Source organism: Spirillospora sp. CA-128828 (assembly GCF_050945415.1).
Taxonomy (GTDB): Bacteria; Actinomycetota; Actinomycetes; order Streptosporangiales; family Streptosporangiaceae; genus Spirillospora.
Genome location: NZ_CP191986.1, coordinates 9,293,621 through 9,320,127 on the forward strand (window position 1 = coordinate 9,293,621; position 26,507 = coordinate 9,320,127).

Genomic DNA, 26,507 nt, shown 5'->3' on the forward strand with positions numbered 1-26,507 from the left:
TCGAGCGGGGACGTTAGTACACGCCGGTACCGCACGCGCCGCCAATTCGAGAATCAATCACCGAAGACAATAAAGATCTACGTGAAGGCGGCGACCGCCCGGAAAGGGAAATTGCGACAAGGTCCGACAAAGCATGAAGCGGGGGCGCCCCGAAGGACGCCCCCGCCTGACCTGGCCCGCGGTTACTCGGCCGAGCCGAGGGAGATGGCCTGGTCGACCTCCTTCTGGCGGGCGGCGAGCTCGGCCGCGTAGCGCTCCTCGTCGACCTTCTCGGCGATGTCCTCGTCCTGCTTCATCAGGGCCTCGAGGTCGGCCTTGGCGTTGTCGAGGACGCCCATGTCCTGGTAGGCGGCCTGTACCTTGTCACCCCAGAGCCCCACGTCCCGGACGCAGGGAACGATCCGGCTGAACAGCAGGGACTGATAGAGGGTGTACATGTCGGAGTTGTCGACGAATTCCATGCACTTGTCGACCGGCATGTCGAGCTGCTCGAAGATCTCGCGTCCCTTGAAACGGTCGCGCATCAGGTAGCAGCCCTCGACGACGAACTCCTCGCGCTCGGCCCGCTCCTTGTCGGTGAGCTCGGCGTAGTAGTCCTTGAGCGCGAGCCGCCCGAACGCGACGTGCCGCGCCTCGTCCTGCATGACGTACGCGAGCAGCTGCTTGACCAGCGGGTTCGTCGACATGTCGCGGTAGAGCCCGAACGCGGCGAGGGCGAGCCCCTCGATGAGGACCTGCATGCCGAGGTACGGCAGGTCCCAGCGGCTGTCCTCCAGGGACTCGGCGAGCAGCTTCGCCAGGTCCTGGTTGATCGGGTAGTACATGCCGATCTTCTCGTGCACGAACTTCGTGTACAGCTCGACGTGCCGCGCCTCGTCCATGGTCTGGGTGGCGGCGTAGAACTTCGAGTCCAGGTCCGGGACGGACTGGACGATGCGCGCCGACACGTTCAGCGCACCCTGCTCGCCGTGCAGGAACTGGCTGAACAGCCACGAGCCCTGGTGCCGGCCGAACTCGTCCCGCTCCTTCTGCGACATCTTCTCCCAGATGTCGGACCCGAACAGCGGGTTGAAGTTGTCCGGCAGGCCGGCGACGTTGATCGGATCGACGTCAATGTCCCAGTCGATGCGCTTCTGCGCGTCCCACTGCTTGTCCTTGCCCTTCTGGTACAGGCTCAGCAGCCGGTCGCGTCCGTCGTCGTACTCCCAGGTGAAGCGGGTGTCGCCCGCCATCGGTACGTTCCACGTCTCGGTCGGGACCGGCGTGGAGTAGAGGTCGTAGGAACTCACGGGGATCCTCCTCCAGGGGTGACGCCGCGCGATCGCGACGCGGATGTGCTCCGCCCACGGCTTTACATACCTTCGTAACATGTAAAGCGCGCCGAGACCAGAGAGACGCCGGAACCCGCCTAGCGGGACTGGAGGGCGTCCAAGCCGACGGCTTGGGCGACGACCAGGCGGCGGTCGAGGCGCGGGTCGTTGATCTCGACGACGTAGCGGTCGCGGAACCCGAACTTCTTCTCGACGGAGAAGACCACCTGGTCGCCGGCATGGAAGTCGAAGTGGTACGGCCAGGCGAACGGCAGGTTCTCCACGTAAGGGATGAACTGCCAGATCCGCCGCAGCACCGCCACGAACTTGTTGCGCTCGCTGCCCGTCGTCACGCCGAGGCCCGGCTGCTCCAGATGCCAGGTCGAGGCGAGCAGCGACTTCTTGAAGTCCTTGCGGAACATGCCGATCGGCTGCCCGTGCGCGTCCGTGATGTCATAGGCCGACGCGAGGTCGATGCGCTTGCGCGCCTTGAACCCGAGGATCGGACGCGTCTTGGAGTCGTCCGAGTACAGGGTGACCTGCTCCTTGAACGCCAGCCGCTTCTGCTGTGCGAAGGCGAGCAGCTCGCCCTCCTGGCCGCCCGGCCCCTCGGCGTGCACCTCGTACTGGTTCACCATCAGGCGCACCCGCTGCCGGATCAGCAGCCTGTGCTGCGCCTGGAGTCTCTCTTCGTCCAGCGAACTCACCCGTTCTGTGTCGGTTTGCGGAGGGAGTCTGCCACAGCGAACCCCCGTCATCCGCCGTTTCCCGCAGGCCGTCGGCCGGGAACGGGTCACCGGCGGGCCGGCGCGCGGCCAGGGAAGCGCGCGGTGCGGGACGGGTTCCGCCTCAGGACTCCTGAATGTGCGCGGCCAGGTAGCCGTGGATCAGGCGCTCGGCCTCGGCGACGATCTCGGGATCGCCCTCCGGGCTGCGGCGGAACGCCATCTTCAGGACGGCGTCGCCGGCCTCGACCGAGATGGCCAGGGCGGTGGCGAGGCCGGGGGTGTCCTGGACGCCGAACGTCTCCACGATCATCGTGCGGAGCCGGTCGGCGACCACCGCGTTGTTGTCGGCGTCGGAGTCGAGCAGGTTGACGTCGGCGACGTCGCCGAAGCGCAGCACCTTGAAGCCGGGGACGGTCCGGTGCATCTCCACGAAGATCTCGATGATCGCGCCGACCGTGTCGGACCAGTCGCCGAACCCGCCCTCGGCGAGCCGGGCCGAGATCCGGTCGCCGAACTCCTCCAGGTTGCGCAGCGCGAGCGCCTGCGCGACCGCGCGCTTGTCGGGGAAGAACTGGTACACCGAACCGATCGCCACCTCCGCGCGCTGGGCGATGCGCGTGGTGGTGAGGCCGTCGTAGCCGTCCTCGTCCAGAATGTCCGCGCAGGCGTCGAGCATCCGCTGCACGCGTTCGGCACTGCGGCGCTGGGCGGGACGGCGGCGGAGCGGGGTACGGATGTCGGTCACCCCGCCATTGTCCCCCGAACAGGCCCGTGCCGGGCATGCTCAGCACGCCGTTCACCACCCCGGAGTCATGGGAGTCTTCCGCGCGCACCACCCCGGCACTAATATCCGAAGGCTATTCGCATTCCTGCAGGGCATGCCGGGGAGGGGAACCGCGATGGGGCTTCCGGAAGGCTTCCGCTGGGGCGTCGCCACCGCCGCCTACCAGATCGAGGGCGCCGTCAAGGAGGACGGGCGGGGACCGTCCACCTGGGACGTCTTCTCCCACACGCCCGGGCGCGTCCGGGACGGCCACACCGGCGACATCGCCTGTGATCACTATCACCGCTGGCCGGAGGACGTCGCTCTGATGGCCGGCCTCGGCGTCGACGCGTACCGGTTCTCGATCGCGTGGCCGCGCGTACAGCCGTCCGGGAACGGCCCGGTGAACCCGAAGGGCCTCGACTTCTACGACCGTCTGGTGGACGGGCTGCTCGACGCCGGCATCACCCCCGCCGCCACCCTCTACCACTGGGACCTCCCGCAACCGCTCGAAGACGCCGGCGGCTGGATGGAACGCGACACCGCCTACCGGTTCGCCGAATTCTCCTACCTGGCCGCCGAGCGGCTCGCGGACCGCGTGGAAATGTGGATAACCCTGAACGAGCCCGTGGTCGTCATGGCCTACGGCTACGCGTTCGGCGTCTACGCCCCTGGCCAGGCGCTCCTGCTCGACGCGCTTCCCACCGCGCACCACCAGCTCCTCGGCCACGGCCTCGCCGTCAACGCCCTGCGCAGCCGCGGTGCCCGCCAGGTCGGCCTGACGAACCACTACTCCCCGGCCTGGGCCGCGTCCCCCGGCGACCAGCCGGCCGCGGACGCCTTCGACGCGTTCATGAACCGGCTGTTCACCGACCCCGTCCTGCTCGGCCGCTACCCGGACCTCATGGGGGACGCGCCGTTCGTGCGTCCCGAGGACCTGCCGGTCATCGCCTCGCCCATCGACTTCCTCGGCGTGAACTACTACAACCCGACACGGCTGACGACTCCGGCGGAGGGGCCGCTCCCCTTCGACATCGTGGACATCACCGAGTACCCGACGACCGGGATGGGCTGGCCGATCGTCCCGGACGCCCTGCTGTCCCTGCTCCGGACGCTCGACTCCCGCTACGACCTGCCGCCGCTCTACATCACCGAGAACGGATGCTCGTTCGCCGACGAGGCCGGCCCGGACGGCGTCGTGGACGACTCGTCCCGCATCGAGTTCCTGGACGCCCACATCAAGGCCATGCGCACGGCCATCGACGAGGGCGTCGACATCCGCGGCTACTTCACCTGGTCGCTCCTGGACAACTTCGAATGGTCGGAGGGCTACCACCCGCGGTTCGGCCTCGTCCACGTCGACTACGAGACGCAGAAGCGCACGCCGAAGAAGTCCTACGGCTGGTACCGCGATCTCATAGCGTCGTCCAGAAACCCGGTGTAGGCGTCGCTCCCGAGCACGACGCGCGACCGCTTCTATTCTTGTGGCATGCCCGTTGAAGTGCAGGTTCTCGCACGAGCGGTCAGACAGGCCCGTTACCGGCAGCACCGCGCGCTCGACAGCAGGCTCGCCGGCGCCGGCACGACGCTCGCGCAGTGGGACGCGTTGCGCGCGATCAGCCGCGCCCCTGGAGCGTCCGCCCGGGCGCTCGCCGCGGAGACGTTCCAGAGCGAGCAGGCGTTCGGGGCGCTCGCCGGACGACTGGCCGCCCAAGGTCTCATCGACCGGCGCCCCGGCCTCCGGCGCAGCAGGGAACACCGCCTGACACCCGCCGGCGAGAAGATCCTCGAAGCTGGGCAGCACATCGCCGACGAGGTCCTGACCGAGCTGTTCTCCCCGCTCTCCGAAGGCGAACGGGCCGCACTCCTGAACCTGCTGCTGCGCGTGGGCGCCTCCCCGTGACCGGACCGCCCTCGCGTCGGATGACCGGCATGCTTGGGCGCATGGAAACCCCGGAATCGCTCGCGGATGTACGGGCACGGATCGACGAGATCGATGAGCGGCTGGTCCGATTGCTGGCCGAACGGCAGGGGCTCGTGAAGACGGCCGCCGCCTTCAAGGCCGACGAGCAGGACGTCCGCGCGCCCGACCGGGTGGAGCGGGTCGTCGCGCTCGCCCGCCGCCGGGCCGCGGCGACCGGGCTCGCACCCGGCGTCGCCGAGACGGTGTGGCGGGCGATGATCGGCGCCTTCATCGACCTGGAACTCAAGGAGCACGCGGGCGGTTCATGAAACCCGCTCAGCCCCCCGCATCGGCCGGGTCGCGCGCCCGGCGCGTCCCGGAGGGGCGCCCGGCGGGCGCGGATAGTCTGCTTTCTCCGCATCGTCGTGGAGGTTCTGAATGCCGGAGACCCGTCCGCTGCGCGCCACCGATCCCCCCGAGCTCGGCGGGTTCCGGCTGACGGCCCGGATCGGCGAGGGCGCCCAGGGCATCGTCTTCCTGGGCGAGTCCGACACCGGGCAGCGGGTCGCGGCGAAGCTCCTGCACGCCGACGTCGGACGGGACGACAGAGCCCGCACCCTCTTCGAACGCGAACTGTCCGCGGCCAGGCGCGTCGCCCCGTTCTGCACCGCCCGCGTCCTCGCGGCGGAGGCCGACGGCGACACGCCGTACATCGTCAGCGAGTACATCGACGGGCCGTCGCTGCGTGACCAGATCACCGGGAACGGCGTCGCCTCCCCCGCGGAACTGGTCAGGCTCGCCATCGGCACCGCCACCGCGCTCGCCGCGATCCACGAGGCGGACGTCGTGCACCGCGACTTCAAACCGGCCAACGTGCTGCTCGGCCCGGACGGGCCGAAAGTGATCGACTTCGGGGTCGCGCGGCCGCTCGAGGCGACGTCCGCGACGCTGACCGGAGCCGTCGGCACCCCTGCCTACATGGCGCCGGAACAGATCGCCGGCGCGCCCGGCGGCGCGCCGCTGGACATGTTCGCGTGGGGTTGCACGATGGCGTTCGCCGCCAACGGCGTGCCGCCGTTCGGCAACGACACGGTGCCGGCCATCATGCAGCGGGTCCTGTACGGGGAGCCGGAGCTGGGCGCGCTCACCGGGGACCTCCGCGCGCTCGTCGCGTCATGCCTCGCCAAGGACCCGGCGGGACGCCCGACCGCGCTCCAGGTACTCCAGCGGCTGCTCGGCCTGGGCCCCAACGCGAACCTGCTCGCGGAGGGCACGTCCGCCGCCGCACGAGCACTGCCCGCACCAGTGCCCGGGGCATGGACACCGCCCGAGGCCGGGACGGTTCCCGTCGTACCGCACGGCACCGCGCCCGGCACGTTTCCACCCGGCGCGTTTCCTCCCGGCGTGCCGCCTTCGCCGGGGTTCCCGTACCCGGGCGGTCCACCGGACCGCGGACGGAACGGCCGCCCCCTGCTGATCGTCGGCGCCGCCGCGGGCGCCCTTCTGCTGGCCGGCGCGCTCGTCACCGCGGCCCTGCTCGTGAACAGCGGCGAGAAGAACGCGGGCGACAAGGGCCGCGACGGGGGCGGCACTCCGGTCGCGCAGTCGACGGCCTCCGGTCCCTGCCGATACGTGCCCTCGACCAGCGAGACCGTCAAGGACGTCGGGACGCCGCCGCCCACGCCGCCGACGCCGAGCCCGTCCCAGGCCACCATCAAGACCAACCTCGGGGTCCTCGACGTGTCCCTCGACGCCGGAAAGGCGCCGTGCACGGTGAACTCTCTGGCCTACCTGGCGGGCCGGAAGTTCTACGACCGCACCTCCTGCCACCGGCTCACGACGGACTCGACGCTCAAGGTCGTCCAGTGCGGCGATCCGAGCGGGACCGGGAGGGGCGGCCCCGCCTACCAGTTCGCCGACGAGAGCCTGAGCTCCGCGCGCTACACCCGGGGGACCGTGGCCATGGCCAACGCGGGCCCGAACACGAACGGCAGCCAGTTCTTCATCCTCTACGGGGACACGAAGGTCCTGGACTCCACCTACACGGTCTTCGGACGGGTCACGTCCGGCATGGACATCGTGGACACCGTTGCCAAGGGAGGCGTGGAGAACGGCTCCACTGACGGCGAGCCCAAGCAGAAGCTCACCATCACTGAGTTCCGCACCACTGCCCGTTAGGCGCCGCCATGGACCTGTACGCGGCGTTCGCGCACGTCCCGCGCCCCTCCTCGGTGGACGGATGCCCGTGCTGCGTCGACCCCGCCGAGGGGTGTGCATTGCTTCGGCGCCTTCCGCGCGACCTCAGCGCCGACGAGTTGTCCCGGTACGCGGCCAAGGTGCTGAACACCTGGGGCGGCCCGGAGGACCTCCGCTACTTCGCGCCGCGTCTCCTGGAACTCGCCGCCGCGGACGCCTTCGGCTGGCCGGACGTGGAGATCGTCTTCGCCAAGTTCGGCCAGGCGGGATGGACGTCCTGGGGGCAGCGCGACGCCATCGCCGCATTCTTCGCCGAGTTCTGGACGCGGACTCTGGAGAGTTTCCCGTCGCGTCCCTCTGTGGACACGGCCATCTGCGCTTTGGCCGCCGCGGAGGCCGACATACCTGGCTACCTCGACGAATGGGGGCGGCTGCCGTCCGAGCCGTCCATAAGGCAACTGCACGAGTTCGTCGTGCAGGGCCTGTCCTGGCCGCGCGGCCGTCCGCGGCTGAGCAACGCGTTCTGGGACGTCTCGTCCCGCCCGTACCGCCAGGTCGTCGACTGGCTGACCGGCGGCGCGGCGGCCGAGGCGGTCGGCGCCGCCTTCGCCCGGACGGACGACGAGGCGGCATTGAAACTGCTCTGCGAAATCGATTCCCGGCTGACCGGCCCCGGCACGCGTTGATCCGGCCGGCCCGTAAAGCAACCGGTTCCCGCGCCCTTTCAGGAGGCAATCCCGGCGGCCGGGAAACCGCCCGTGAACGGGCGGCGTTTCTGCGTCCTGTGACCTACCGCGTGTCGTACCCGTCCGATTGAATCTAGAGATCATCTGGTCTGTGCGGGCGGAGAACCGAACAACGGAAGACGAGGCGCTGCCGTGGACGAACTGCGACCTGGGGATCCTCGTACGGTCGGCCGCTACGCGCTGTCGGCCCGGCTGGGTGCGGGCGGAATGGGGCAGGTGTTCCTCGGCTCGTCCCCCGGCGGCCGGCCGGTGGCCGTCAAACTGGTGCACGCGGGATTCGCCGCCGACGCCGAGTTCCGGCGGCGTTTCAAACGCGAGGTGGAGGCGGCACGCCAGGTCGGCGGTTTCCACACCGCGCCCGTCGTGGACGCGGATCCGGACGCGGATATCCCGTGGCTGGTCACGGCATATGTTCCCGGGCCGTCGCTCGCCTCCGCGATCGCCGAGCACGGACCGTTTCCGTTGAAGTCGGCCCTCGTGCTGGGGGCCGGACTGGCGGAGGCACTGGAGGCCATTCACCAGGTCGGCGTCGTGCATCGCGACCTCAAACCCTCCAACGTCCTGGTCGCCGCCGACGGCCCGCGCGTCATCGATTTCGGCATCGCCCGCGCCGTCGACGCCTCCGGTGTCACCACCCACGCCGGAACACCCGGTTTCATGGCGCCCGAGCTGATCTCGGACGGTTCGGTCACCCCGGCCTGCGACGTGTTCGCCCTCGGCGCCGTCCTCGCATTCGTCATGGGGGTCCGGCCTTTCGGCGAAGGGCCGTCGGATGCGCTGACCTACCGTGTGGTCCACAAGGAGCCCGTGCTGGACGGCCTGCCCGCCCCGCTGCACGAGATCGCGGCGGGCTGTCTCGCGAAGGATCCCGCGGCACGGCCGAAACCGGCGGAACTGCTGGAAACTCTGGCCACGGCCGGGCAGAACAGCGCTTGGCTTCCGCAACCCGTCCAAGACATGCTGACCCGGTATCCCGTTCCCGGAACCGGTACCATTCCCGGGCCCGGCCCCATCTCCGGAACCGGTGGAACCGGCCCTGGAACCGGCCCTGGAACCGGCCCTGGAACCGGCCCCGGATCCGGAACCTCTGGGTGGACGGCCGTTTCACCGGAACCGCTGGGTCCCGGCACGGTAGGGCAGCCCGATCCGCCCATCCCCCACCAACTGCCCCCCGTGCTGTTCAAAGGCAACATCGCACCCGTGGCACTCGCGCTCGTGGGGCATTCCCTTCGCCTTTTGCTCGGGCTCGGCCTCGGCCTGCTCGTTGTGGTCAGTGCGACCAACTCAGGGGACTTGAGCGGCAGCCCCATGGTCGCGCTCGTCCATGCGAGCCTCTTTGCGATCGCCTTCTGGCTCGCCCGAGTCCCGGCGCTGTGGATCGTCCCGCTCGTCAAGCAACTGCTGAGACCGTGCGAACTGGAAGTCAGCCGGAACGGCGTCCAGGTTCAGTACGGTGGCCGGCGCGTCCGTTACCCGTGGCACGGGATCGCCCGCGTGGTGATGCGCCGCGCGGATTCGCCCGCCGGGTGGTCGGTCTGCGTGTCCCCCGCGGCCGGTACCGGCTATCCGTCTCCCCGAGGGCCGCGCACACCGCTCTGCTACCTGGAAAGGAAGACGGGCTGGATCATCGTCGTGCCCGTCCACCGGCTCAAGGGCTCTCGCAAAGAGATCGAGGCGGTCCTCATGCGATACGGCGGCCCGTACTGGGGCGGCAACGGCTGACCGGGGCACGGAAAACAAGATGCCGCACGCCGCCGGAGACGCCATGGTGAGGGGATGCTGGTCGACCATTTCCCGCTGCTCGGCCTACGGCTGACGACACCCCGGCTCGAACTGCGGCTGCCCGCGCCCGAGGAACTCGCCGCCCTGGCCGACGCCGCCGCCGAGGGAATCCACACTCCCGGCACGATGCCGTTCGCGGTGCCGTGGACGGACCGTCCGGCCGCCGAGGTCGCCCGGGGCGTCGTCCAGCATCATTGGCAGACGCTCGCACAATGGACACCGGACGACTGGGAACTCGACCTGACCGTGCTCCACGCCGGCGAGGTCGCCGGCCAGCAGACGGTGAGGGCGCGCGATTTCGCCGTCCTCCGCCAGGTCGACACCGGTTCCTGGCTCGGCCTCCGCCACCAGGGGCGGGGGATCGGCACCGAAATGCGAGCCGCCGCCCTCCACCTCGCGTTCACCGGCCTCGGCGCCGATGAGGCCCTCTCCGCCGCGTTCGAGGAGAGCCACGCCTCGCATGCGGTCTCACGCAAGCTCGGCTATCAGCCCAACGGCGTGTACCGCCACGTCGTCCGCGGGGCCATGACCGTCGAACGCCGGCTGCGCCTCACCCGGGCCGACTGGGAACGCCACCGCACCGTCCCCGTCACGATCGAAGGGCTCTCCCCGTGCCTTCCCATGTTCGGAATCCAGGGATGACGTTCGAGGAACTGGTCGCCGAGGCCGAGTCCGCGCCCGTCGCCGGCTGGGACTTCTCCTGGCTGGACGGCCGCGCGACCGAACAGCGCCCCTCCTGGGGATACCAGCGCCTGATGAGCGAACGGCTCGCCCGGGCCTGGGCGGCCCTCGACATCCAGACCGGTGGCGGGGAGGTGCTCGCAGGGGCGGCCGAATTCCCGCCCACGATGGCGGCCACGGAATCCTGGCCGCCGAACATCGAGAAGGCCGCCCGCCTCCTCCACCCCCGGGGAGCCGTCGTCGTCGCCGACCCCGACGAACCGCCGCTCCCCTTCGCCGACGAGGCGTTCGACCTGGTCATCAGCCGCCATCCCGCCACCGTCCATTGGACGGAGATCGCCCGCGTCCTCGCCCCGGGCGGCACCTATTTCGCCCAGCACGTCGGCCCAGCGAGCGTTTTCGAGCTGACCGAGTACTTCCTCGGCCCGCAACCCGAGGCCCGCCGGAAACGCCGCCCCGACGCCGAGAGCGCCGACGCCCGGGCCGCAGGCCTGGACATCGCGGACCTGCGCTCCGAACGCCTCCGCATGGAGTTCTCCGACATCGGCGCGGTCGTCTACTTCCTGCGCAAGGTGATCTGGATAGTGCCCGGCTTCACGGTGGACGCCCACCGCTCCCGCCTGCGCGAACTGCACGACCGGATCCGGCGCGACGGCCCCTTCGTCGCCCACTCGGCCCGCACCCTGATCGAGGCCCGCAAACCGTCATGACATGACGCCCCCGACCCGGCGGGTCAGCCGGAGGCGCGGGCGAACCGTGCCCGGTAGGCGGAGGGGCTGAGGCCCGTCCGGCGCCGCAACTGGGTGCGGAGGTTGGCCGTGGTGCCGAGGCCGCTGGCCCGGGCGACCACGTCCAGCCTGGGCTCGCCTCGTTCGAGGAGGGCGCAGGCCACCGCCACGCGCTCGGCGGTGAGCCAGGCGAGCGGGGTGGTGCCGAGTTCGGCCTGGAAGCGCCGGTGCAGGGTCGCGGGGCTGACGGCCGCGCGGGACGCCAGGCCGGCGACGCTCAGCGGCCGGTCCAGCCGCTCCCGCGCCCAGCCGAGGAGAGGCGCCAGCGACGCGTCCGGGACGTCGGGCACGGGACGCTCGATGAACTGCCGCTGCCCGCCCTCCCGGTGGACGGCGAACACCAGGCGCCGGCTCACCGCATTCGCGATCTCGGCGCCGTGGTCGCGGCGGATGAGGTGCAGGCCGAGGTCGAGGGCGGCCGCGCTGCCGGCGGACGTCAGCACGTCGCCGTCGTCCACGAAGAGGACGTCCGGTTCGAGCGTCACCTCCGGGAAGCATGACCGGAACCGCTCGGCCCAGCGCCAGTGCGTGGTGGCCCGGCGCCCGTCGAGGACGCCCGCGGCGGCCAGGGTGAACGCGCCGGTGCAGAGCCCGACCAGCCGGGCGCCGCGTCCGGCCGCGCGCTCCACCGCCGCCAGGACGGCCGGCGCCGGGCCGGCCTCCGGGTCGGGACGGTTGGGCACGATCACGGTGTCCGCGCGGTCGACCGCGTCCAGGCCGGCGACGCCGGACATGGTGAAGAACCCGGCGTGCATGTCCGCGCGGCCGCCCGCCGCGCAGAGCGCGAAGTCGTACCACCTCCGGCCCAGCTCGGGACGGCGCAGGCCGAACAGCTCGGTCGCCACCCCGAGCTCGAACGGGTTCGAGCCGGTGTCGACGATCATCACCACCCGGTGCGAGGATCCTTGCGACATATGCAATTCCTAGCACTGACCAGGCCGTGCGGCGGAACGGCAGGGTAGGGCCATGAGCGACGAACCGATCGAACTGCGCGACGCGCTGGCCTCCTTCACCGCGCTGTGGAGCCCGCGGGTCGTCACCCGGGTGAACGACTACGACGTCCGGATCGCCAAGGTCGAGGGCGACCACGTGTGGCACGCCCACGACGACACCGACGAGTTCTTCCTGGTGATCGACGGCGAGTTGTCCATCGCCCTGCGCGACTCCGGAGGGGAGCGGACGGTCACGCTGCCCGCGGGATCGGTGTTCGTCGTCCCGCGGGGGACCGAGCACAGGCCGTCCTCGCCCACCGGCGCGTCCATCCTGATGTTCGAGCCGGCCGGCACGCTGAGCGTGGGCGACCGGCACGAGGCGGTGCCGTCCCACATCGACGCCACCACCGGCCACGCCCTGGGCTGACCGGTCTCTACGCCGCGGCGGTCAGCCGGTAGGCGGTGCCGCTGCTGCCCTGCACCCAGGCGTCGGGCAGGGTGGCGGCCAGGGCGTGCTGGGCGCGCCAGCCCGTGCAGTGCCCCGGGACGACGAGGCTCGGCGCGAGCTCGGTCAGGGCGGCGACGGTGGGCGGAATGACCGGTTCGAAGGCCGGGCCGCCCAGATGGAACCCGCCGACGAGCGCGTGCAGCCGGTCCACTCCCGTCAGCCGCCGCGCGTGCCGGACGATGTTGACCGCACCCGAGTGACCGCAGCCGGTCAGCACGACCAGGCCCCGGCCCCGGACGTTCACGACGAGCGCCTGGTCGTCGAGCACGAGCGGGTCGTGCTCCCATCCGGACCCGGTCCACGCCTGGTGCGGGGGCGGCATGCCGTGCTCGAACTCCGTGGTGCGGTCCACCTCGCCGGTGATCAGAACGCTGCCGTCCAGCAGGAGCGAGGGCTCGCGGCGCTCGATGACCTCGAAGCCCTCCCCGTCCAGCGCCCGCCTGCTGAGCGTCGGCAGTTCCTCCACCTCTCGGCCGGGGACCGCGAGCCTGCGCCTGGTCCACACCAGCGGGTGCAGCACCATCGGCAGCGACCGGACGCCGCGCCGGCCCGCCAGGCCGGACAGCCCTCCGGCGTGATCGAAGTGGCCGTGGCTGAGCACGACGCCCTGGATGTCGCCGAGGTCGATCCCCAGCCTCGCGGCGTTGGTGACCATCGCGTCGGGCGACAGGCCGGTGTCGAACAGCAGCGTGGCGGAACGGCCCGCGCGACGCACCGTGACCAGCGCGGAGAACCCGTGCTCGGCGATCATCCCGGCGAAGGTGCGGCCCTCCTCGAACTGCGGCGCCGTCACCACCCCGGCGCCGAACCCGGCCCGGCGGGTGCGCTCGTCGTCGCCCAGCAGGGCGTCGTAGACGTTGTCCACCAGGGTGACGATCTCGACCTCGTCCACCGGCTCCAGCGCGACGGGATCGACCGCCGCCCCAGGTGCCGGGCGCGGCATCGACGCCTGCGCCTCCCCGTCAGCCGTGTCACACATATCGGCAGCCTAACGCCCGCCTCCGGCCATCGAGTTCTGCGCTCCCAGGCCCCGTCGTAGACTGAATGATCATGGTTTGAACCGGTTACGGAAGGCGTGGCGGACGGGATGACGGATTCCGGAGAGGCCTCGTCCATGCCCGGCGTGGACACGACCACGCCGAGTGTGGCCCGGATGTACGACTACTTCCTGGGCGGCAAGGACAACTACGCGAGCGACCGTGTCGCGGCCGAGGAAGTGGTGAAGGCGCTGCCCACGGTGGAGGGCGTCGCCCGCGCCAACCGCGCGTTCCTCCAGCGTGCCGTCCGCTACGTCGCCGGATGCGGAATCGACCAGTACCTCGACATCGGCACCGGGCTGCCCACGCAGGGAAACGTCCACCAGATCGCCCGCGAGGAGCATCCGGAAGCCCGTGTCGTGTACGTGGACAACGATCCGATGGTGGTCGTCCATGCGCGGGCACTGGTCGCCACAGACCAGCGGACCGGCATCGTCCACGCCGACGTGCGCGACCCGGACAAGGTGCTGGACGACCCGCAGGTGCACCGGCTGATCGACCTCCGGCGCCCGGTGTGCGTGCTGTTCGTCGCCGTCCTGCACTTCCTCTCGGACGCGGAGGACCCGGCGTCGCTCGTCCGGCGTTTCACCGACGCGCTGCCGGACGGCAGCTTCGTCATCCTGTCGCACGCGGCGGCGGAGGAGCTGCGCAACGAGCAGGTCGGCGAGACCTACCGGTCCCAGTCGGCGAGCGCGCCCCTGGTCGCCCGGACCCGCGACCAGGTGACCGCCCTCTTGGACGGCCTGACCATTGTCGAGCCGGGCGTCGTCCCCCTGCACAAATGGCGTCCGTACGGCGGCGAATACATCACCAACGCCGGCTGGACGGCGGTGGCCCGCAAAGCGTGAAACCTCAGGCGGTGAGGGTCGCCTCTATGCCGTAGTGGTCGGACAGGACGGCCGAGCGGCCGGTGGGGAGGCGGACCTCCTCTTTGAAGACCAGGCGTGTCGTCGCCTCAAGGCCCGGCCTGACGACGAGCTGGTCAATGGCGCCGATGTCCGCGTACTCGGGCCGATAGGTCGGTTCGTTGTCGCCCGCCAACGCGTCCCGCAGGCCCGTGGCGGACACGAACCTCTGAAAGTAGTCCGAGTCGCGCGGGACATTGAAGTCGCCCATGGCCACCAGCGGTTCCGCCCGATCGATTCTGTTGACGGCGTTCGCCAGCCCGCGGAGCTCGGATTCCTCCACCTTCGTATAAGCGTTGGACGGGGACCAGTCCATGTCCATGTTCGCCGAAAGATGCGTGTTCACCACCGTGAGGAACCCGCCGGGCAGACGGATCCGGGTGAACAGGGCGCCCTTGCTCAGCAGCCATTCGGGACGGGCCGGGCGGACAAGCGCGAACGGCTCGAAGTGGCGCCGGGTCACCGGATGGCGGGAGAGGGTCACCAGGCCGCCGCGGACGAGCGGGAACCTCGGAACATGGGCGATGTGCGGATACGACGCCGCCGTCCGGCGCAGCAGGGCCAGGACGCGCGGCGAAATGACCTCCTGGAGGCAGACGACGTCATAGTCCGCCTTCTCGATGAGTTCGGCCAGGACGCCCATGCGCGCCCGGGTTTCGCCCTTGAACAGCGTGTTGAAGGTGAGGACGCGGGCCTGCATGCCCGCCACCCTACGTCGCCGTCGCCGCCCGGATGGTCGCGACACTAGCCGGTGTGCGCGATGGACTATCTCGTCCGCGTTGAAGAGCGGCGCCGAATGGGTCATCATTGGAGCTTCGTCCCCCCCGCCACGGAGGCATATCCTTGCGAGCCTGTTCGATACCGCGCTGCGGTCGGTCGTCGTGCTTCCATGTGCGGCTCGAAGCGGCGAACGGCCCGCGGGACGGGGGGCTCGATTCCTGCGGGGCCCATCTCGCCGAAGTCGTCCAGGAATTGGCGCTGCATGCCCGTGAGCAGCGCCGACATCCGGCGCAGGTCGTCGTGTACGCGACGACCGACGACCACCGCCCTAATGGGCCGGGGCCTTTCGACCGGCTCGCGCTCGGCGCCATCCCGGTCTGACATGGCTATTTTCGGCCATTGCCCGCCGTCCTGCGGCTTCCGATACTGGGCGGGCAATGCCGGACACGGCCGTAACGAAAAGGGGTCGGCATGGGATTCCAGCTTGGCTTGTTCTCCCCGAACACCGAATCGGGGCTCGCGATCACGACCGCTCCGGAGAGATGGCACGCCACCTGGGACAACAACCTGCGGCTCGCCCGGCTCGCGGACGAGGCGGGCATCGACTTCCTTCTCCCGGTCGCGCGCTGGACGGACTGGGGCCCCGACACCGACTTCCACAGAAGCGCCCTCGACCCGCTCGTGTGGGCGTCCGGGCTTCTGGCGGCCACCAGCCGCATCCGCGTGTTCAGCACCGTCCACACCGCGTTCCACCACCCCGTCGTCGCGGCCAAGCAGCTCGCGACCGCCGACCATCTCAGCAAGGGGCGGATCGGGCTGAACATCGTCGCGGGTTGGCACGCTCCCGAGTACGAGATGTTCGGCCTCACCCTGCCCAACGACCACGACACGCGTTACGGGCTCGCGCAGGAATGGTGGGACGTCGTCAAGCGCATCTGGTCGACCGACGAGCCGTTCGACCATGACGGTCGGTTCTTCCAGCTCAAGCACGTGGTGGGCAGGCCCAAGCCGTACAACGGGCACAGCCTCCCCGTCATCAACGCCGGGTCCTCCACCCAGGGACGCTCGTTCGCCGCGCGCAACGCCGACCGGGCGTTCACCGTCGCCGCCGGGCCCGAGGACGGGGCGGAGATCGTGAAGGCCATCCGCGCCGAGGCCGAGTCCCACGGCCGGACGGTCGGTGTCTTCACGCTCGGCCACGTGGTGTGCCGCCCGACGAGGACCGAGGCCGAGGACTTCCTGCGCTACTACGCCGACGAGCACGCCGACTGGCCCGCCGTCGACGAGGTGATGCGGCTGCAGGGGCTGCACGCGCAGTCGTTCACGCCGGAGATGCTGCAGGTGTTCCGGGACAGGTTCGCGGCCGGGCACGGCAGCTGCCCGCTGGTCGGCGACCCCGACGACGTGGCCGACGGCATCGCGGAGTTCGCCCGTGCCGGATTCGACGGTATCGCTCTGTCATTCCTCAATTACGCTGATGAACTGGGCTACTTCGCCGCCGAGGTCATGCCGCGGCTGCGCGCCCGGGGCGTTCTGTCCATCGACCGTCAGGAACCGGCTTCGCCATAAGGACCATGACTTCTCTCGAGATCGCACCGCCCCTGTCCGCCCACCAGCGGGTCGCCAGCACCGACATCGATGTCCTGCACGACACGGTCGAACCCTTCGCCGTCGGTCACGACCTCCAGGCGTGTAAGCCGGACATCCCGCTGGACGGTCTCGTCAACGCCCTCAATGTGGGCGCGGTCAACCTGGTGTGGGTGCGGTACGGGGGCGGCGGGGTCATCGTGGACACGCCGCCGACGGAAGGGCACTTCGCCATGTGCGCCCCGATCGCGCCCATGGGCGTCGAGTACCGGGCCACGAAGAACCGGGAGACCGCCGGAGGAAGCCTCGTCCTGTCCCATGACGAGGCGATGCGGATGAGGCCGCATCCGACGCTGGGCTGCCTGGTCATCGCCACGAGCACGGGCCGTCTCGCCGACCATCTCGCCGATCACCTCGGCCGCGACTACACCGCGCCCTTGCGCTTCCACAACGTCGACAAGCCGGCCATCACTTCGCCGTCGATCGTCGAACGGACGTGGCGCTACGTGTGCGACGTCCTCGACCACGCGACCGAGCACGGCGGGCTTCACCCGCTCGCAGAGCGCACCCTGGAGGAGGCGTTGCTCACGTCCATCCTCCTTGGCCTGCCGCACACCGGTGTGGAGACCCTCGCCGAGCCCCACCGCAAAATCCCGCATCATCTGGCCGGGATCATCCGGGAGTGGGTCCAGGCACACCACCACCGTCCGATCGGCGTCACCGACATCGCGGTGGCAGTGGGCGTCGGGGTACGGCAACTACAGGCCATCTGCCAGGACGAATGGGGCCTGACACCCACCCAGCTCTTGCGCGGCATACGGCTCGACCACGCCCGTGCCGCACTCTCCGTGGCCCGGCCAGGGCCCCGCACGATCACGGATGTCGCCGAGGCCGCCGGATACCTCCACATGAGCCGTTTCGCCGCCCACTACCGGCAGCGATTCGGTGAGACACCCACACAGACGCTGAAGCGAACCTGAGTCAGCGATGGAGCCGTTCCACGGGCGCTCCCGCCGCGCGCGCGTGGGCCAGGCCAGGTGTTTCCGGTCCGCCATCGATGTGCTCTGCGAACTCGCTGATCCAGCGGGCTATGAGTTCCGGGTGGCTACGCGCCACCCAATGCCCGGCTGGGGCGCGCCGCACGTACAGACGCGGGACCGGTCCACGCGCGGACAACAGCAGTGACTGCGAGCCGTAGCGGTCCTTCACGGGAACGATGAGCTGGACAGGTATGTCCGTCCGCCCATCCCCTGCGGTGCCCGAACGACGCCGCATGTTGGCGCGGTACAGGCCGAGCCCATTGCGGGCGTCTGCGGCGAGCGTGTCCGCCGGGTGGCCTGAGCGCGGCTCGGCGCCCTCGCGCAGCCGCATCACCCGTCCGAAGCCCGCGGCGAGCACGCGGGCGGCGACCTCACCGACCCGGGGCGTCATCAGGACCGGCATGTAGAAGCTGCGCCGCGCCTGCCCGAGCACCTCGGCGACGCCGCGCGGGCCGGACCGGACGGCGGCCCGGGCCCAGCGGGCCATGTGCCGCCGGTCCGGTCCGGAGATCGAGGTGAACGAGGCGATGCGGCCGCGCAGCCGGTCGCCGATGACGGCCTCCCAGCCCTGCACCGAGCCCCAGTCGTGGCCCACCAGATGGACGGGCTCATCGGCGCCCACACCGTCCAGGACGGCCTCCAGATCGCCCATGAGCGCGTCCAGCCGGTAGTCCAGCGGGTCGGACGGGCTGCTGGACGCGCCGGCGCCGCGCACGTCGTAGACGACGACGCGGAACCGCCCGGCGAGCCGCCCGGCGACCTCGTCCCACATGGCGCTCGTGTCGGGGTAGCCGTGGACGAGGACGACCGTCGGCCGGTTCTCCTCGCCGCGCACCCGCACGGCCAACCCGATCTCGCCCGACCTCACCCGCCGGTCTCGCATCAGCCCACCAGATCTTCCAGCTCAGGACGGTCGCGCGCTCAGACCCGTGCAGGAACGCAGGCCGTTCCACCGCTTGACCTCGGTCTTGGCCGCGGCCCCCTTCATCGGGACGGGAAGACCGCCGGAGATCAGGGCCGGGTTCCACTTGTCCTTGGTGACCTTGCCGTTCTCCACCTTCAGGTACAGGACCCCGGACTTCGCCGTCGGGCCGCTGGCGGAGTAGAAGACGAAGTTGCCCATGCCGTAGTGGACGTACGAGCCGTTCATGTATCCGCCGCCCAGGGGAATATGCGCATGACCCCCGACGACGATGTCAGCGCCCGCCGCGACGAGCGCCTTGGCGAGTTCCTGCTGACGGGAGAGCGGGCACGACTTCAGCTCCTCGCCCCAGTGCAGGTGGACGATGACGACGTCCGAGCCCTGGCGCGCCTCCTTCACCGCCTGCACCATCCGCGGGATGTTCTTGGCAGACGCCAGGCCGCCCTTGGTATCGGTGGCCGTCCACGCCTGGATCAGGTTGTCGTCCAGTACCTGGGTGGCGCCGACGATGGCGACCTTGTTGCCCTTTACGGTGACGCGGTACGGCCGGTACGCGGCGTCGGCGTTCTTCCCGATCCCGACAACCGGGAACCCGCTGCGCTTGATGGCGGCCAAGGAGTCACGTAGGCCGCCCTCCATGTAGTCCATGCCGTGGTTGTTGGCCATGGAGGCGACGTCCACACCGGCCGCCTTCAGCGCCTTGAAGGCCGACGGCGGCGCACGGAAGGCGAACTCCTTGCCGGGCGCGGGCGTCCCGCCGGTGGTGATGGCCGTCTCCAGGTTGACCATGGCGAGGTCCGCCGCGCGCAACTGCTTCGCGACCGGCCCGAGCGCGGTGGAAGGCTGCGCCAGCCGACCCCGCAGCTGGCCCTCGAAGTGCGTGTCGCCGCCGAACGCGATCAGGATCGGCTCCTTGGCGGCCTTCGTCGGCTGCTTCCCACCGGCGCCTCCCGGCTTCGCGGAGGGCGGTGGTGTCGCCCCCTTCGCACCGGAGTCACCGGAGCCGCACGCCGCGGCGGCCAGCGCCACCCCGGCCATGACCACGGCCGTCTTCCCCCGCATGCCCATCGCCTAGCCTCCGTCCGGCCCCCCGTGGACCTTCTGGGTTCGGATCGGCCAAGCATGCCACGTGCCGCTCCCACCGTCCCGCCGAGGGGCACCGCAGGGCCGGTAATGTGCACCGTTATGTCGCTTCGCTTCGATCAGACCGGCTGGGAGCAGATCCAGCCCGGCGCCTTCCGCAACGCGGACGGCGACACCCTCGGCCTCTACGGGTTCGACCTCCCGCCGGACCTGCCGGCGCCGCTGGAGCAGCTCGACCTGCTCCGCGGCCGCACCGTCGCGAAGACGGCCGAGGGCGGCGGCGGGCTGATCGAGCTGGACGTGATCACGCTGGACGGGCTGCCGGCCATCCGGCAGATCATCAAGTTGCCGCTGCCCGACCGTCCGAGCGGTGTGGCCTACATCGGGAGCTTCACCGTCCCGCGGGCCGACCGGAGCCTGGTCCTCAAGGCCCAGTGCCTGGAGCAGGGTGTCACCGGCATGCGCGACAGCACGGCTCTCAACCACTTCATGTCCCAGTACGGGCAGGGCCGGGACATGCAGGAGATGATGCGCTGGTGGGCGCAGCACCCCTACGCCCCGGAGGTGCAGGGCGGTCTACCACGCAACCACTCCGAAGACCCTGGCTGGGACGCCCACTTCCCGCAGCATCCCCTGTCCCGTGCCCGCCGCCTCATGACCGCGGTGGCGCCCACCATCGAACTCCACCCCGCCTTCAAGGCCGCACCCCCGTTCACCGGCTGATCCTGGGCCGGGCGGCACCGCAGAACGGGAGTGGGCTGAGATCAGGCGCGGTCGACGGGGTCCTCCTGGCCGTTGTGCTTGACGCCGGGGGTCAGTTCGAAAGGGCCGTCCGGCTGGGACAGTTGCTGCGGATCGGTGGACTCGGGTTTGCGGGCGGCCTTTTCGAGGGCGGACTTGGCCTCGTCCAAGGAGCCGCCGAACGCTTGGGAGACGGCCTGTAGGGCGGTCGTCACCTCGCTTGGGATGACCCAGAAGGTGCTGCCCTGGCCCTCGGCGAGTTTCGGGAGGGTCTGGAGGTACTGGTAGGCGAGGAGCTTCGGGTCCGGGTCGGCGGCGTGGATCGCGCCGAAGACCGTCTCGATCGCCTTGGACTGGCCCTCGGCCTCCAGGATCGCGGCGCGCCTGCCGCCCTCCGCCTTGAGGATCGCCGACTGCTTCTCGCCCTCGGCGGTGAGGATCTTGGAGGCGCGGGCGCCCTCGGCGGTCAGGATCGCGGCGCGCTTCTCCCGCTCGGCGCGCATCTGCTTCTCCATCGCGTCCTTGATGGACGGCGGCGGCTCGATCGCCTTGATCTCCACCCGGGTGACGCGGATGCCCCATTTGCCGGACGCGTCGTCCAGCACGCCGCGCAGCGCCGTGTTGATCCGGTCGCGGGACGTCAGGGTGGCCTCCAGGTCGAGGGTGCCGATGACGTTGCGCAGGGTGGTCGCGGTGAGCTGCTCGATCGCCTTGATGTAGTTGACGATCTCGTAGTCGGCGGCGCGCGGGTCGGTGACCTGGAAGAACAGCACCGTGTCGATGTGGACGACGACGTTGTCCTCGGTGATGACCGGCTGCTTCTTGAACGACACCACCTGCTCGCGCAGGTCGATGAGCGCCTTCACGCGGTCGACGAACGGGACGACGAAGCTGATGCCGGGTTCGAGGGTGCGGTGGTAGCGGCCGAGGCGCTCGACGTTGCGGGCCCGCGCCTGCGGAATGATCCACACGGTCCGCATCACCCCGGTGGCCAGGACGATCACCCCCGCGACCACGATGACGAGCAGGGCAATGGCAATGTCGGTCATGGTGGCTCCTCATCCGTTCCGGACGAGACCGGATAGAGCAGGGCGGTGGCCCCTTCGATGGCGAGGACGTCGGCGGTCGCGCCGGCCGGGATGACGAGGTCCGGGTCGTAGGGGCGGGCCGTCCACTCCTCGCCGCCGATGCGGGCGCGCCCGCCGCGCCGGGTCACCTCGGTGAGGGTGAACGCCTCCCGTCCGACCAGGGCGGCCGTGCCGGAGCGCAGCGCCGGCGGCTGCCGGATGTGCCGGGTCGCGATGGGGCGCACGATGGCGAGGCCCGCGATCGAGCCGACCGCGAACACGGCCGCCTGGACGGCGAGCGGCAGGCCGAGAGCCCCGACCAGGCCGGCGGCGAGCGCGGCGACGGCCAGCAGGCCGAGCGCGAACGTCACCGTGAGCAGCTCGGCGATCCCGAGCAGCGCGGCGACCAGCAACCAGGCGACCCACGGCTCCATAGCAGCTCCCTAGCGGCTGCCGAAAGTCCTCTATCTCCCAAAGTAACTCCGAAATCGCCGGGACGGCCATGCCCGATGGCGTCGCCTGCGCGGACGGGCCATGATGGAAACGGTCCCGTTCACAAGGAGTGTCTCGATGGGCGACCGCACGGCCTTCCGCACCTGTCCGCTCTGCGAGGCCCTGTGCGGGCTCGAACTGACCCTGGACGAGGCGGGCGCCGTGACGCGTGTCCGCGGCGACGCGAAGGACCCGTTCAGCAAGGGCTTCATCTGCCCCAAGGGCGCGACGCTCGGGAGCCTCGACGGCGATCCCGACCGGCTGGCGGAGCCGCTCGTCAGGGGCGAGAAGGCCGGGTGGGACGAGGCGTTCGCGGTGGTCGGCCAGGGGCTGGCCGACGTCATCGCGCGGCACGGACGCGACTCCGTCGCCGTCTACATCGGCAACCCGACCGCCCACTCGATCGCCGGGCCGCTGTACGCCGCCGCGATCGTGAAGGCGCTCGGCACCCGCAACCTGTTCACGGCGAGCACCGCCGACCAGATGCCGAAGCACGTCGCGTGCGGGCACATGTTCGGCGATCCCCTCGCGATCCCCGTGCCCGACCTCGACCGGACCGGGCATCTGCTCATGCTGGGCGCGAACCCGCTGGAGTCGAACGGCAGCCTGGCGTCCGCGCCCGACTTCCCCGGACGGCTCAAGGCGATCCGGGCGCGCGGCGGGAAGGTCACGGTCGTCGACCCGCGCCGGACGCGGACGGCCGCCCTCGCCGACGAGCACCTGTTCATCCGCCCCGGGGCGGACGCGTTCCTCCTCATGGCGCTCGTGCACACCCTGTTCGCCGAGGACCTGGTCGCCTCCGCCGAGCACCTGGCCGGGCGCGTCAACGGCCTGGACGACCTGCGGGCCCTCGCCGTCGACTTCCCTCCGGAGCGTGTGGCCGCGGTCACGGGCATCCCGGCCGAGACGACCCGGCGGACGGCCCGTGAGCTCGCCGCCGCCGAGCGCGCCGCCGTCTACGGCCGGATCGGGACGTGCACGCAGGCGTACGGGACGCTGAACAGCTGGCTCGTGGACGTCCTGAACGTCCTCACGGGGAACCTCGACCGTCCCGGCGGGGCGATGTTCCCGCGTCCCGCGCACGCGCCCGTGTACCGCCGCAAGAAGCCGTTCACGACCGGACGGTGGCGCAGCCGCGCCCGCGGCCTGCCCGAGGTCAACGGGGAGCTGCCCGTCGCGACGCTGGCGGACGAGATCGAGACGCCCGGCGAGGGCCAGGTCAGAGCGCTGATCACGATCGGCGGGAACCCGGCGCTGTCCGCCCCGAACGCCACCCGGCTCGACCGCGCGCTCGCCGGCCTGGAGTTCATGGTGAGCGTCGACCCCTACCTGAACGAGACGACCCGGCACGCGAGCGTGATCCTGCCGCCGCCGCGCCCCGCGCAGACGCCGCACTACGACATCGCGCTGACCGGCCTCGCCGTCCGCGACTACGCGCGCTACTCGCCGCCGGTCGTCCCGCTGCCGGACGGCCGCCCGAGCGAGGCCGTCGTCCTCGGCCGGCTCGCCATGATCGCCTCCGGCGCGGACGGCGACCCGGCCGCGCTGGACGAGATGATCATCAGGTCGACGCTGGAGAAGGCCGTCGCGCTCCCGGGCTCCCCGGTGCACGGCCGCGAGCCGGACGAACTGCGCAAGATGCTCGACGCCGGCACGCTCACCGAGCAGCGGCTCGACATGATGCTGCGCCTCGGCCCCTACGGCGACGGCTTCGGCGCCGACCCTGCCGTTCGAGGGGGGACGACCCCCCACGCCCCCCGCGGCACCTCCGGTGCCGATTATGTCGGGCTCTCCCTCCCACGCCTGCGCACCGAGCACCCGCACGGCCTCGACCTCGGCGCCCTCAAGCCGCGCCTGGACGAGGTCCTCTGCACCACCTCCGGCCGCGTGGAGCTGTGCCCGTCCACGTTCGCCGCCGACGTCGACCGCCTGCACTCCGCGCTGAACGCCGGCGACCCGGGCGGAATGGTGCTGATCGGACGCCGCCACCTGCGCTCCAACAACAGCTGGCTGCACAACGTCCCCGAACTGGTGCGCGGCTCGAACACCTGCACCCTGCAGCTCAACCCGGCCGACGCCGGGCGTCTCGGCATCGCCGCCGGCGACACCGTCCGCGTCACCTCCCGGACGGGCACCGTCGAGGCCGTCGCCGAACCCACCGACACGATCATGACGGGAGTGGTCAGCCTGCCGCACGGGTGGGGCCACGACCGTCCCGGAACCCGTACCGAGGTCGCGAGCCGGCACGCCGGAGTGAACGTCAACGCCGTCACCGACGAGCAGGACATCGACCCCCTGTCCGGCAACGCGGTGTTCAACGGGGTCCCCGTCACCCTGGAGGCCGCCCGCTGACCGCCGTTGTTTAGCCCCTCCCGGCATCAGGTACGTATGACTGGCCGCAGGTGAACGCGGAAGACTAGTGTCTCAACAGGCGTCCCAGTACATACGCGGAGGAGGGACATGAACCGACGGGTGAACAACATATTCCGGCGCGGTTCCCAATCCCAGGCCACCGCGCGGCTGGCCGACGCCACCGAGGGGCTGGAGCACGCCAGCGGCCTCGACCGCACCATCCGCGTGCTCTCCACCGCCGTGCAGCGCACGCTGCGGCCCGGCCCCGTCAAGGACACCCTCCACGGCGTCCCGATCGGCCACCCGGCCCACGCGCCCCTCACCGACCTGCCCATCGGCATGTGGGTCTCCGCCGCCCTGCTGGACCTCATGCCCGGCACGCGCCGCGCCTCGCAGGCCCTCGTCGCCGCCGGGCTCGCCGGGGCCGTGCCGACCGTCCTCACCGGCATCGCCGACTGGTCGTCCCTGCACCGCGAGCAGCAGCGCGTCGGCCTCGTCCACGCGGCCGGGACGGCCACCGCGAGCATGCTGTACTCGGCGTCCCTCGTGGCCCGCTACCAGGGACGGGACGCCGCGGGACGCGCCCTCGGCTTCGCCGGCCTCAGCGCGCTCGTCGCCGGCGCCTACCTCGGCGGGCATCTCGCCTTCCGGCAGGCCGCGGGGGCCAGCCACGCCGACCAGCTCGCCCACCTCGTCCCGCTCGGCTGGCACGACCTGTGCGCCGCCGAGGAGCTGCCCGACGGCTGGCCCGTCACCCGGCGGCTCGGCTACATCAGCCTGTTCGTCCTGCGCAACGGCGACGAGGTGCACGTGCTCGCCGACCGCTGCAGCCACCTCGCCGGGCCGCTCCACCAGGGCCGCGTCATCACCGACGACAACGCGGACACCTGCGTCGTCTGCCCCTGGCACGGCAGCACCTTCCGCGTCGCCGACGGCGCCGTCGTCCACGGCCCCGCCACCGCCCGCCAGCCGTCCTTCGAAGCCCGCGTCACCGAAGAGGGCATCCTCCAGGTCCGGCCCGTCTAGCCCCAGGACCAGGGGATTCGTGCGCTGTGCCGTGATTCAAAATCGGTCGTTCGGGGTACAATTCGAATATACGTTCGATCGACTGAGGGGTTGCGGGGATGAAGGGCGACTGGGTCGAGATCGTGGTGGACGCCGGCGGCGACGGGACACGGACGTACGAGGTCGCGGCGAGCCGCGCGGGACGCCGGGTGGAGATCGCGTCCCGGCGCGGCGTCGTGGAGGTCAGCGAGGTCACCCGCACGGGCACCGCGGTCCGCACGGCCCGCTTCATGGCCAGCCGCGTCCTGGCCCTGGTGGAGCACCCCACGGAGCCGGGCCACGGGGACGACGCTTAGAACACCAGGTTCACGATCGCGACGAGGCCGACGACGACGATGACGCCGCGCAGGACCATGGGCGGGATGCGGCGGCCGACGGAGGCGCCGATCATGCCGCCGCAGGTGGACCCGGCGGCGATGAGCAGGACGACCCACCAGTCGATCCCGGTGCCGCCGAACAGCCACGTGAGGGTGAACAGGATCGCCGCGGTGCCGTTCACGACGGCCGACAGGACGTTCTTGCCGGCGTTGAGGCGCTGCAGGTCGTCGTCCAGCATGATGCCGAGCAGCGCGATGAGGATGATGCCCTGCGCGGCGCCGAAGTAGCCGCCGTACATGCCGGTGAACAGGACCCCCGTCCACAGCAGCGGTCCGCCGTGCGGCCGGTGCTCGCCCTCCCGGCGGCGCACCATCCACTTCTGCAGGCGCGGCTGCACGACCACCAGGACCAGCGCGATGGCGATCAGCGCGACCACGATGACGTTGAACGCCTTGGCGGGGAGGCCGAGCAGGAGGAGGGCGCCGATCACCGAGCCGAGGCAGGAGGCGGTGGCGAGCCGCGCAAGCCGCCCGCGCTGCCCCTCCAGTTCCTTGCGGTAGCCGTACGCGCCCGTCGCGCCGCCCGGGACGAGCCCGATGTTGTTCGACACGTTCGCCACCACGGGCGGGTAGCCGAGCGCGACCAGGGTCGGGAAGGTGATCAGGGAGCCGGACCCGACGACCGTGTTGATGCCTCCGGCGGCCACTCCGGCCGCGAAGACGGCGGCCGCGTCCAGCAGATTCAAATGCGTCCCATCCCAGCGCTACGAGTTCCCAACGGCGCACATCGTAGGGAGACCGCAGCTCACGCCGCGCATGGGGGTCCGGTCAGCGCCATTCTG

At 70.8% G+C, this 26,507-nt stretch carries 28 protein-coding genes; 17 read left to right on the forward strand and 11 right to left on the reverse strand.

Annotation, left to right across the window (positions count from 1 at the left end):
• Positions 1-182: 182 nt before the first annotated feature.
• The 3 genes from ACQPXG_RS44640 to ACQPXG_RS44650 form a co-directional block, all read right to left on the reverse strand.
• On the reverse strand, positions 183-1,289 hold the full coding sequence (locus ACQPXG_RS44640; RefSeq protein WP_433465194.1) for a ferritin-like domain-containing protein: 1,107 nt from the start codon (positions 1,287-1,289) through the stop codon (positions 183-185).
• 119 nt (positions 1,290-1,408) lie between these two features.
• Positions 1,409-2,017, reverse strand: a complete 609-nt coding sequence (locus ACQPXG_RS44645) for a hypothetical protein (RefSeq protein ID WP_433465195.1) — start codon at positions 2,015-2,017, stop codon at positions 1,409-1,411.
• 142 nt (positions 2,018-2,159) lie between these two features.
• Complete coding sequence (locus ACQPXG_RS44650) at positions 2,160-2,783, reverse strand: TetR family transcriptional regulator (protein WP_433465196.1); 624 nt, start codon at positions 2,781-2,783, stop codon at positions 2,160-2,162.
• A gap of 154 nt (positions 2,784-2,937) precedes the next feature.
• On the opposite strand from ACQPXG_RS44650, the gene ACQPXG_RS44655 reads away from it, so the two are divergent.
• The 8 genes from ACQPXG_RS44655 to ACQPXG_RS44690 all read left to right on the forward strand — a co-directional run bounded on the left by ACQPXG_RS44655 (position 2,938) and on the right by ACQPXG_RS44690 (position 10,819).
• The gene (locus ACQPXG_RS44655; RefSeq protein ID WP_433465197.1) at positions 2,938-4,245 is read left to right on the forward strand and encodes a GH1 family beta-glucosidase; all 1,308 of its coding nucleotides are present in this window, start codon (positions 2,938-2,940) and stop codon (positions 4,243-4,245) included.
• 45 nt (positions 4,246-4,290) lie between these two features.
• A complete protein-coding gene (locus tag ACQPXG_RS44660) occupies positions 4,291-4,704 on the forward strand; it encodes a MarR family winged helix-turn-helix transcriptional regulator (protein WP_433465198.1) in 414 nt (137 codons plus the stop codon).
• 41 nt (positions 4,705-4,745) lie between these two features.
• Positions 4,746-5,033: a chorismate mutase gene (locus ACQPXG_RS44665; RefSeq protein ID WP_433465199.1), complete on the forward strand. Its 288-nt coding sequence runs from the start codon at positions 4,746-4,748 to the stop codon at positions 5,031-5,033.
• Between the two features lie 109 nt (positions 5,034-5,142).
• Positions 5,143-6,882 carry a protein kinase domain-containing protein gene (locus ACQPXG_RS44670; RefSeq protein WP_433465200.1) on the forward strand — a complete coding sequence of 580 codons (1,740 nt, stop codon included), beginning with the start codon at positions 5,143-5,145 and terminating at the stop codon, positions 6,880-6,882.
• Between the two features lie 8 nt (positions 6,883-6,890).
• Positions 6,891-7,586: a hypothetical protein gene (locus tag ACQPXG_RS44675; RefSeq protein ID WP_433465201.1), complete on the forward strand. Its 696-nt coding sequence runs from the start codon at positions 6,891-6,893 to the stop codon at positions 7,584-7,586.
• Positions 7,587-7,778: 192 nt separating this feature from the next.
• Positions 7,779-9,368, forward strand: coding sequence for a serine/threonine-protein kinase (locus tag ACQPXG_RS44680; RefSeq protein ID WP_433465202.1), 1,590 nt, complete (start codon positions 7,779-7,781; stop codon positions 9,366-9,368).
• A gap of 54 nt (positions 9,369-9,422) precedes the next feature.
• Entirely contained in the window at positions 9,423-10,070 is a 648-nt protein-coding gene (locus ACQPXG_RS44685) for a GNAT family N-acetyltransferase (protein WP_433465203.1), read from the forward strand.
• Entirely contained in the window at positions 10,067-10,819 is a 753-nt protein-coding gene (locus ACQPXG_RS44690; protein WP_433465204.1) for a class I SAM-dependent methyltransferase, read from the forward strand. Before ACQPXG_RS44685 ends, ACQPXG_RS44690 begins: the two co-directional genes overlap by 4 nt.
• A 23-nt stretch (positions 10,820-10,842) precedes the next feature.
• On the opposite strand, the gene ACQPXG_RS44695 is transcribed toward ACQPXG_RS44690, so the two are convergent.
• On the reverse strand, positions 10,843-11,811 hold the full coding sequence (locus tag ACQPXG_RS44695) for a helix-turn-helix domain-containing protein (RefSeq protein WP_433465205.1): 969 nt from the start codon (positions 11,809-11,811) through the stop codon (positions 10,843-10,845).
• Positions 11,812-11,863: 52 nt separating this feature from the next.
• On the opposite strand from ACQPXG_RS44695, the gene ACQPXG_RS44700 reads away from it, so the two are divergent.
• Positions 11,864-12,256, forward strand: a complete 393-nt coding sequence (locus tag ACQPXG_RS44700) for a cupin domain-containing protein (RefSeq protein ID WP_433465206.1) — start codon at positions 11,864-11,866, stop codon at positions 12,254-12,256.
• Between the two features lie 7 nt (positions 12,257-12,263).
• Here the strand turns inward: ACQPXG_RS44700 and ACQPXG_RS44705 are convergent, their stop codons facing one another.
• Positions 12,264-13,316 carry an MBL fold metallo-hydrolase gene (locus ACQPXG_RS44705; RefSeq protein WP_433465207.1) on the reverse strand — a complete coding sequence of 351 codons (1,053 nt, stop codon included), beginning with the start codon at positions 13,314-13,316 and terminating at the stop codon, positions 12,264-12,266.
• Positions 13,317-13,424: 108 nt separating this feature from the next.
• Here ACQPXG_RS44705 and ACQPXG_RS44710 point away from each other — a divergent pair, with 108 nt between their 5' ends.
• Positions 13,425-14,222, forward strand: coding sequence for an SAM-dependent methyltransferase (locus tag ACQPXG_RS44710; RefSeq protein ID WP_433465208.1), 798 nt, complete (start codon positions 13,425-13,427; stop codon positions 14,220-14,222).
• A gap of 4 nt (positions 14,223-14,226) precedes the next feature.
• Here ACQPXG_RS44710 and ACQPXG_RS44715 read toward each other — a convergent pair whose 3' ends face one another.
• Positions 14,227-14,979: an endonuclease/exonuclease/phosphatase family protein gene (locus tag ACQPXG_RS44715; RefSeq protein ID WP_433465209.1), complete on the reverse strand. Its 753-nt coding sequence runs from the start codon at positions 14,977-14,979 to the stop codon at positions 14,227-14,229.
• Between the two features lie 191 nt (positions 14,980-15,170).
• On the opposite strand from ACQPXG_RS44715, the gene ACQPXG_RS44720 reads away from it, so the two are divergent.
• From ACQPXG_RS44720 to ACQPXG_RS44730, 3 genes are all read left to right on the forward strand, one after another.
• Positions 15,171-15,380 (forward strand): hypothetical protein, encoded by a 210-nt coding sequence (locus ACQPXG_RS44720; protein WP_433465210.1) that lies wholly within the window; start codon positions 15,171-15,173, stop codon positions 15,378-15,380.
• Between the two features lie 90 nt (positions 15,381-15,470).
• Positions 15,471-16,568, forward strand: a complete 1,098-nt coding sequence (locus tag ACQPXG_RS44725; RefSeq protein WP_433465211.1) for an LLM class flavin-dependent oxidoreductase — start codon at positions 15,471-15,473, stop codon at positions 16,566-16,568.
• Between the two features lie 5 nt (positions 16,569-16,573).
• Positions 16,574-17,566 carry an AraC family transcriptional regulator gene (locus ACQPXG_RS44730; RefSeq protein WP_433465212.1) on the forward strand — a complete coding sequence of 331 codons (993 nt, stop codon included), beginning with the start codon at positions 16,574-16,576 and terminating at the stop codon, positions 17,564-17,566.
• A 1-nt stretch (position 17,567) separates the two neighbouring features.
• On the opposite strand, the gene ACQPXG_RS44735 is transcribed toward ACQPXG_RS44730, so the two are convergent.
• Together ACQPXG_RS44735 and ACQPXG_RS44740 are read right to left on the reverse strand one after the other, a co-directional pair.
• On the reverse strand, positions 17,568-18,509 hold the full coding sequence (locus tag ACQPXG_RS44735; protein ID WP_433465213.1) for an alpha/beta fold hydrolase: 942 nt from the start codon (positions 18,507-18,509) through the stop codon (positions 17,568-17,570).
• Positions 18,510-18,530: 21 nt separating this feature from the next.
• Complete coding sequence (locus ACQPXG_RS44740; RefSeq protein WP_433465214.1) at positions 18,531-19,610, reverse strand: CapA family protein; 1,080 nt, start codon at positions 19,608-19,610, stop codon at positions 18,531-18,533.
• Between the two features lie 123 nt (positions 19,611-19,733).
• Here ACQPXG_RS44740 and ACQPXG_RS44745 point away from each other — a divergent pair, with 123 nt between their 5' ends.
• Positions 19,734-20,354: a hypothetical protein gene (locus ACQPXG_RS44745; protein ID WP_433465215.1), complete on the forward strand. Its 621-nt coding sequence runs from the start codon at positions 19,734-19,736 to the stop codon at positions 20,352-20,354.
• 41 nt (positions 20,355-20,395) lie between these two features.
• On the opposite strand, the gene ACQPXG_RS44750 is transcribed toward ACQPXG_RS44745, so the two are convergent.
• Both ACQPXG_RS44750 and ACQPXG_RS44755 read right to left on the reverse strand, forming a co-directional pair.
• Positions 20,396-21,421, reverse strand: coding sequence for an SPFH domain-containing protein (locus ACQPXG_RS44750; protein ID WP_433465216.1), 1,026 nt, complete (start codon positions 21,419-21,421; stop codon positions 20,396-20,398).
• Positions 21,418-21,873: an NfeD family protein gene (locus ACQPXG_RS44755; protein WP_433465217.1), complete on the reverse strand. Its 456-nt coding sequence runs from the start codon at positions 21,871-21,873 to the stop codon at positions 21,418-21,420. Before ACQPXG_RS44755 ends, ACQPXG_RS44750 begins: the two co-directional genes overlap by 4 nt.
• 136 nt (positions 21,874-22,009) lie before the next feature.
• Here ACQPXG_RS44755 and ACQPXG_RS44760 point away from each other — a divergent pair, with 136 nt between their 5' ends.
• The 3 genes from ACQPXG_RS44760 (at position 22,010) to ACQPXG_RS44770 (ending at position 25,644) form a co-directional block, all read left to right on the forward strand.
• Complete coding sequence (locus ACQPXG_RS44760; RefSeq protein WP_433465218.1) at positions 22,010-24,283, forward strand: molybdopterin oxidoreductase family protein; 2,274 nt, start codon at positions 22,010-22,012, stop codon at positions 24,281-24,283.
• Positions 24,284-24,391: 108 nt separating this feature from the next.
• The gene (locus ACQPXG_RS44765; protein WP_433465219.1) at positions 24,392-25,309 is read left to right on the forward strand and encodes a Rieske 2Fe-2S domain-containing protein; all 918 of its coding nucleotides are present in this window, start codon (positions 24,392-24,394) and stop codon (positions 25,307-25,309) included.
• 98 nt (positions 25,310-25,407) lie between these two features.
• Positions 25,408-25,644 (forward strand): hypothetical protein, encoded by a 237-nt coding sequence (locus ACQPXG_RS44770; protein WP_433465220.1) that lies wholly within the window; start codon positions 25,408-25,410, stop codon positions 25,642-25,644.
• Here ACQPXG_RS44770 and ACQPXG_RS44775 read toward each other — a convergent pair.
• Positions 25,641-26,411, reverse strand: coding sequence for a sulfite exporter TauE/SafE family protein (locus tag ACQPXG_RS44775; protein WP_433465221.1), 771 nt, complete (start codon positions 26,409-26,411; stop codon positions 25,641-25,643). The two genes, ACQPXG_RS44770 and ACQPXG_RS44775, sit on opposite strands and share 4 nt — an antisense overlap.
• Between the last annotated feature and the right edge of the window lie 96 nt (positions 26,412-26,507).

What these genes read in the sequence shown, in the direction of transcription:
- ACQPXG_RS44665 (WP_433465199.1), top strand. Translation starts at nt 4,746, where the DNA reads ATGGAAACCCCGGAATCGCTCGCGGATGTACGGGCACGGATCGACGAG.
- ACQPXG_RS44710 (WP_433465208.1), top strand. Translation starts at nt 13,425, where the DNA reads ATGACGGATTCCGGAGAGGCCTCGTCCATGCCCGGCGTGGACACGACC.
- ACQPXG_RS44760 (WP_433465218.1), top strand. Translation starts at nt 22,010, where the DNA reads ATGGGCGACCGCACGGCCTTCCGCACCTGTCCGCTCTGCGAGGCCCTG.
- ACQPXG_RS44765 (WP_433465219.1), top strand. Translation starts at nt 24,392, where the DNA reads ATGAACCGACGGGTGAACAACATATTCCGGCGCGGTTCCCAATCCCAG.
- ACQPXG_RS44700 (WP_433465206.1), top strand. Translation starts at nt 11,864, where the DNA reads ATGAGCGACGAACCGATCGAACTGCGCGACGCGCTGGCCTCCTTCACC.
- ACQPXG_RS44715 (WP_433465209.1), bottom strand. Translation starts at nt 14,979, where the DNA reads ATGCAGGCCCGCGTCCTCACCTTCAACACGCTGTTCAAGGGCGAAACC.
- ACQPXG_RS44735 (WP_433465213.1), bottom strand. Translation starts at nt 18,509, where the DNA reads ATGCGAGACCGGCGGGTGAGGTCGGGCGAGATCGGGTTGGCCGTGCGG.
- ACQPXG_RS44690 (WP_433465204.1), top strand. Translation starts at nt 10,067, where the DNA reads ATGACGTTCGAGGAACTGGTCGCCGAGGCCGAGTCCGCGCCCGTCGCC.
- ACQPXG_RS44660 (WP_433465198.1), top strand. Translation starts at nt 4,291, where the DNA reads ATGCCCGTTGAAGTGCAGGTTCTCGCACGAGCGGTCAGACAGGCCCGT.
- ACQPXG_RS44705 (WP_433465207.1), bottom strand. Translation starts at nt 13,316, where the DNA reads ATGTGTGACACGGCTGACGGGGAGGCGCAGGCGTCGATGCCGCGCCCG.
- ACQPXG_RS44695 (WP_433465205.1), bottom strand. Translation starts at nt 11,811, where the DNA reads ATGTCGCAAGGATCCTCGCACCGGGTGGTGATGATCGTCGACACCGGC.
- ACQPXG_RS44750 (WP_433465216.1), bottom strand. Translation starts at nt 21,421, where the DNA reads ATGACCGACATTGCCATTGCCCTGCTCGTCATCGTGGTCGCGGGGGTG.
- ACQPXG_RS44755 (WP_433465217.1), bottom strand. Translation starts at nt 21,873, where the DNA reads ATGGAGCCGTGGGTCGCCTGGTTGCTGGTCGCCGCGCTGCTCGGGATC.
- ACQPXG_RS44730 (WP_433465212.1), top strand. Translation starts at nt 16,574, where the DNA reads ATGACTTCTCTCGAGATCGCACCGCCCCTGTCCGCCCACCAGCGGGTC.
- ACQPXG_RS44685 (WP_433465203.1), top strand. Translation starts at nt 9,423, where the DNA reads ATGCTGGTCGACCATTTCCCGCTGCTCGGCCTACGGCTGACGACACCC.
- ACQPXG_RS44725 (WP_433465211.1), top strand. Translation starts at nt 15,471, where the DNA reads ATGGGATTCCAGCTTGGCTTGTTCTCCCCGAACACCGAATCGGGGCTC.
- ACQPXG_RS44740 (WP_433465214.1), bottom strand. Translation starts at nt 19,610, where the DNA reads ATGCGGGGGAAGACGGCCGTGGTCATGGCCGGGGTGGCGCTGGCCGCC.
- ACQPXG_RS44745 (WP_433465215.1), top strand. Translation starts at nt 19,734, where the DNA reads ATGTCGCTTCGCTTCGATCAGACCGGCTGGGAGCAGATCCAGCCCGGC.
- ACQPXG_RS44675 (WP_433465201.1), top strand. Translation starts at nt 6,891, where the DNA reads ATGGACCTGTACGCGGCGTTCGCGCACGTCCCGCGCCCCTCCTCGGTG.
- ACQPXG_RS44670 (WP_433465200.1), top strand. Translation starts at nt 5,143, where the DNA reads ATGCCGGAGACCCGTCCGCTGCGCGCCACCGATCCCCCCGAGCTCGGC.
- ACQPXG_RS44655 (WP_433465197.1), top strand. Translation starts at nt 2,938, where the DNA reads ATGGGGCTTCCGGAAGGCTTCCGCTGGGGCGTCGCCACCGCCGCCTAC.
- ACQPXG_RS44770 (WP_433465220.1), top strand. Translation starts at nt 25,408, where the DNA reads ATGAAGGGCGACTGGGTCGAGATCGTGGTGGACGCCGGCGGCGACGGG.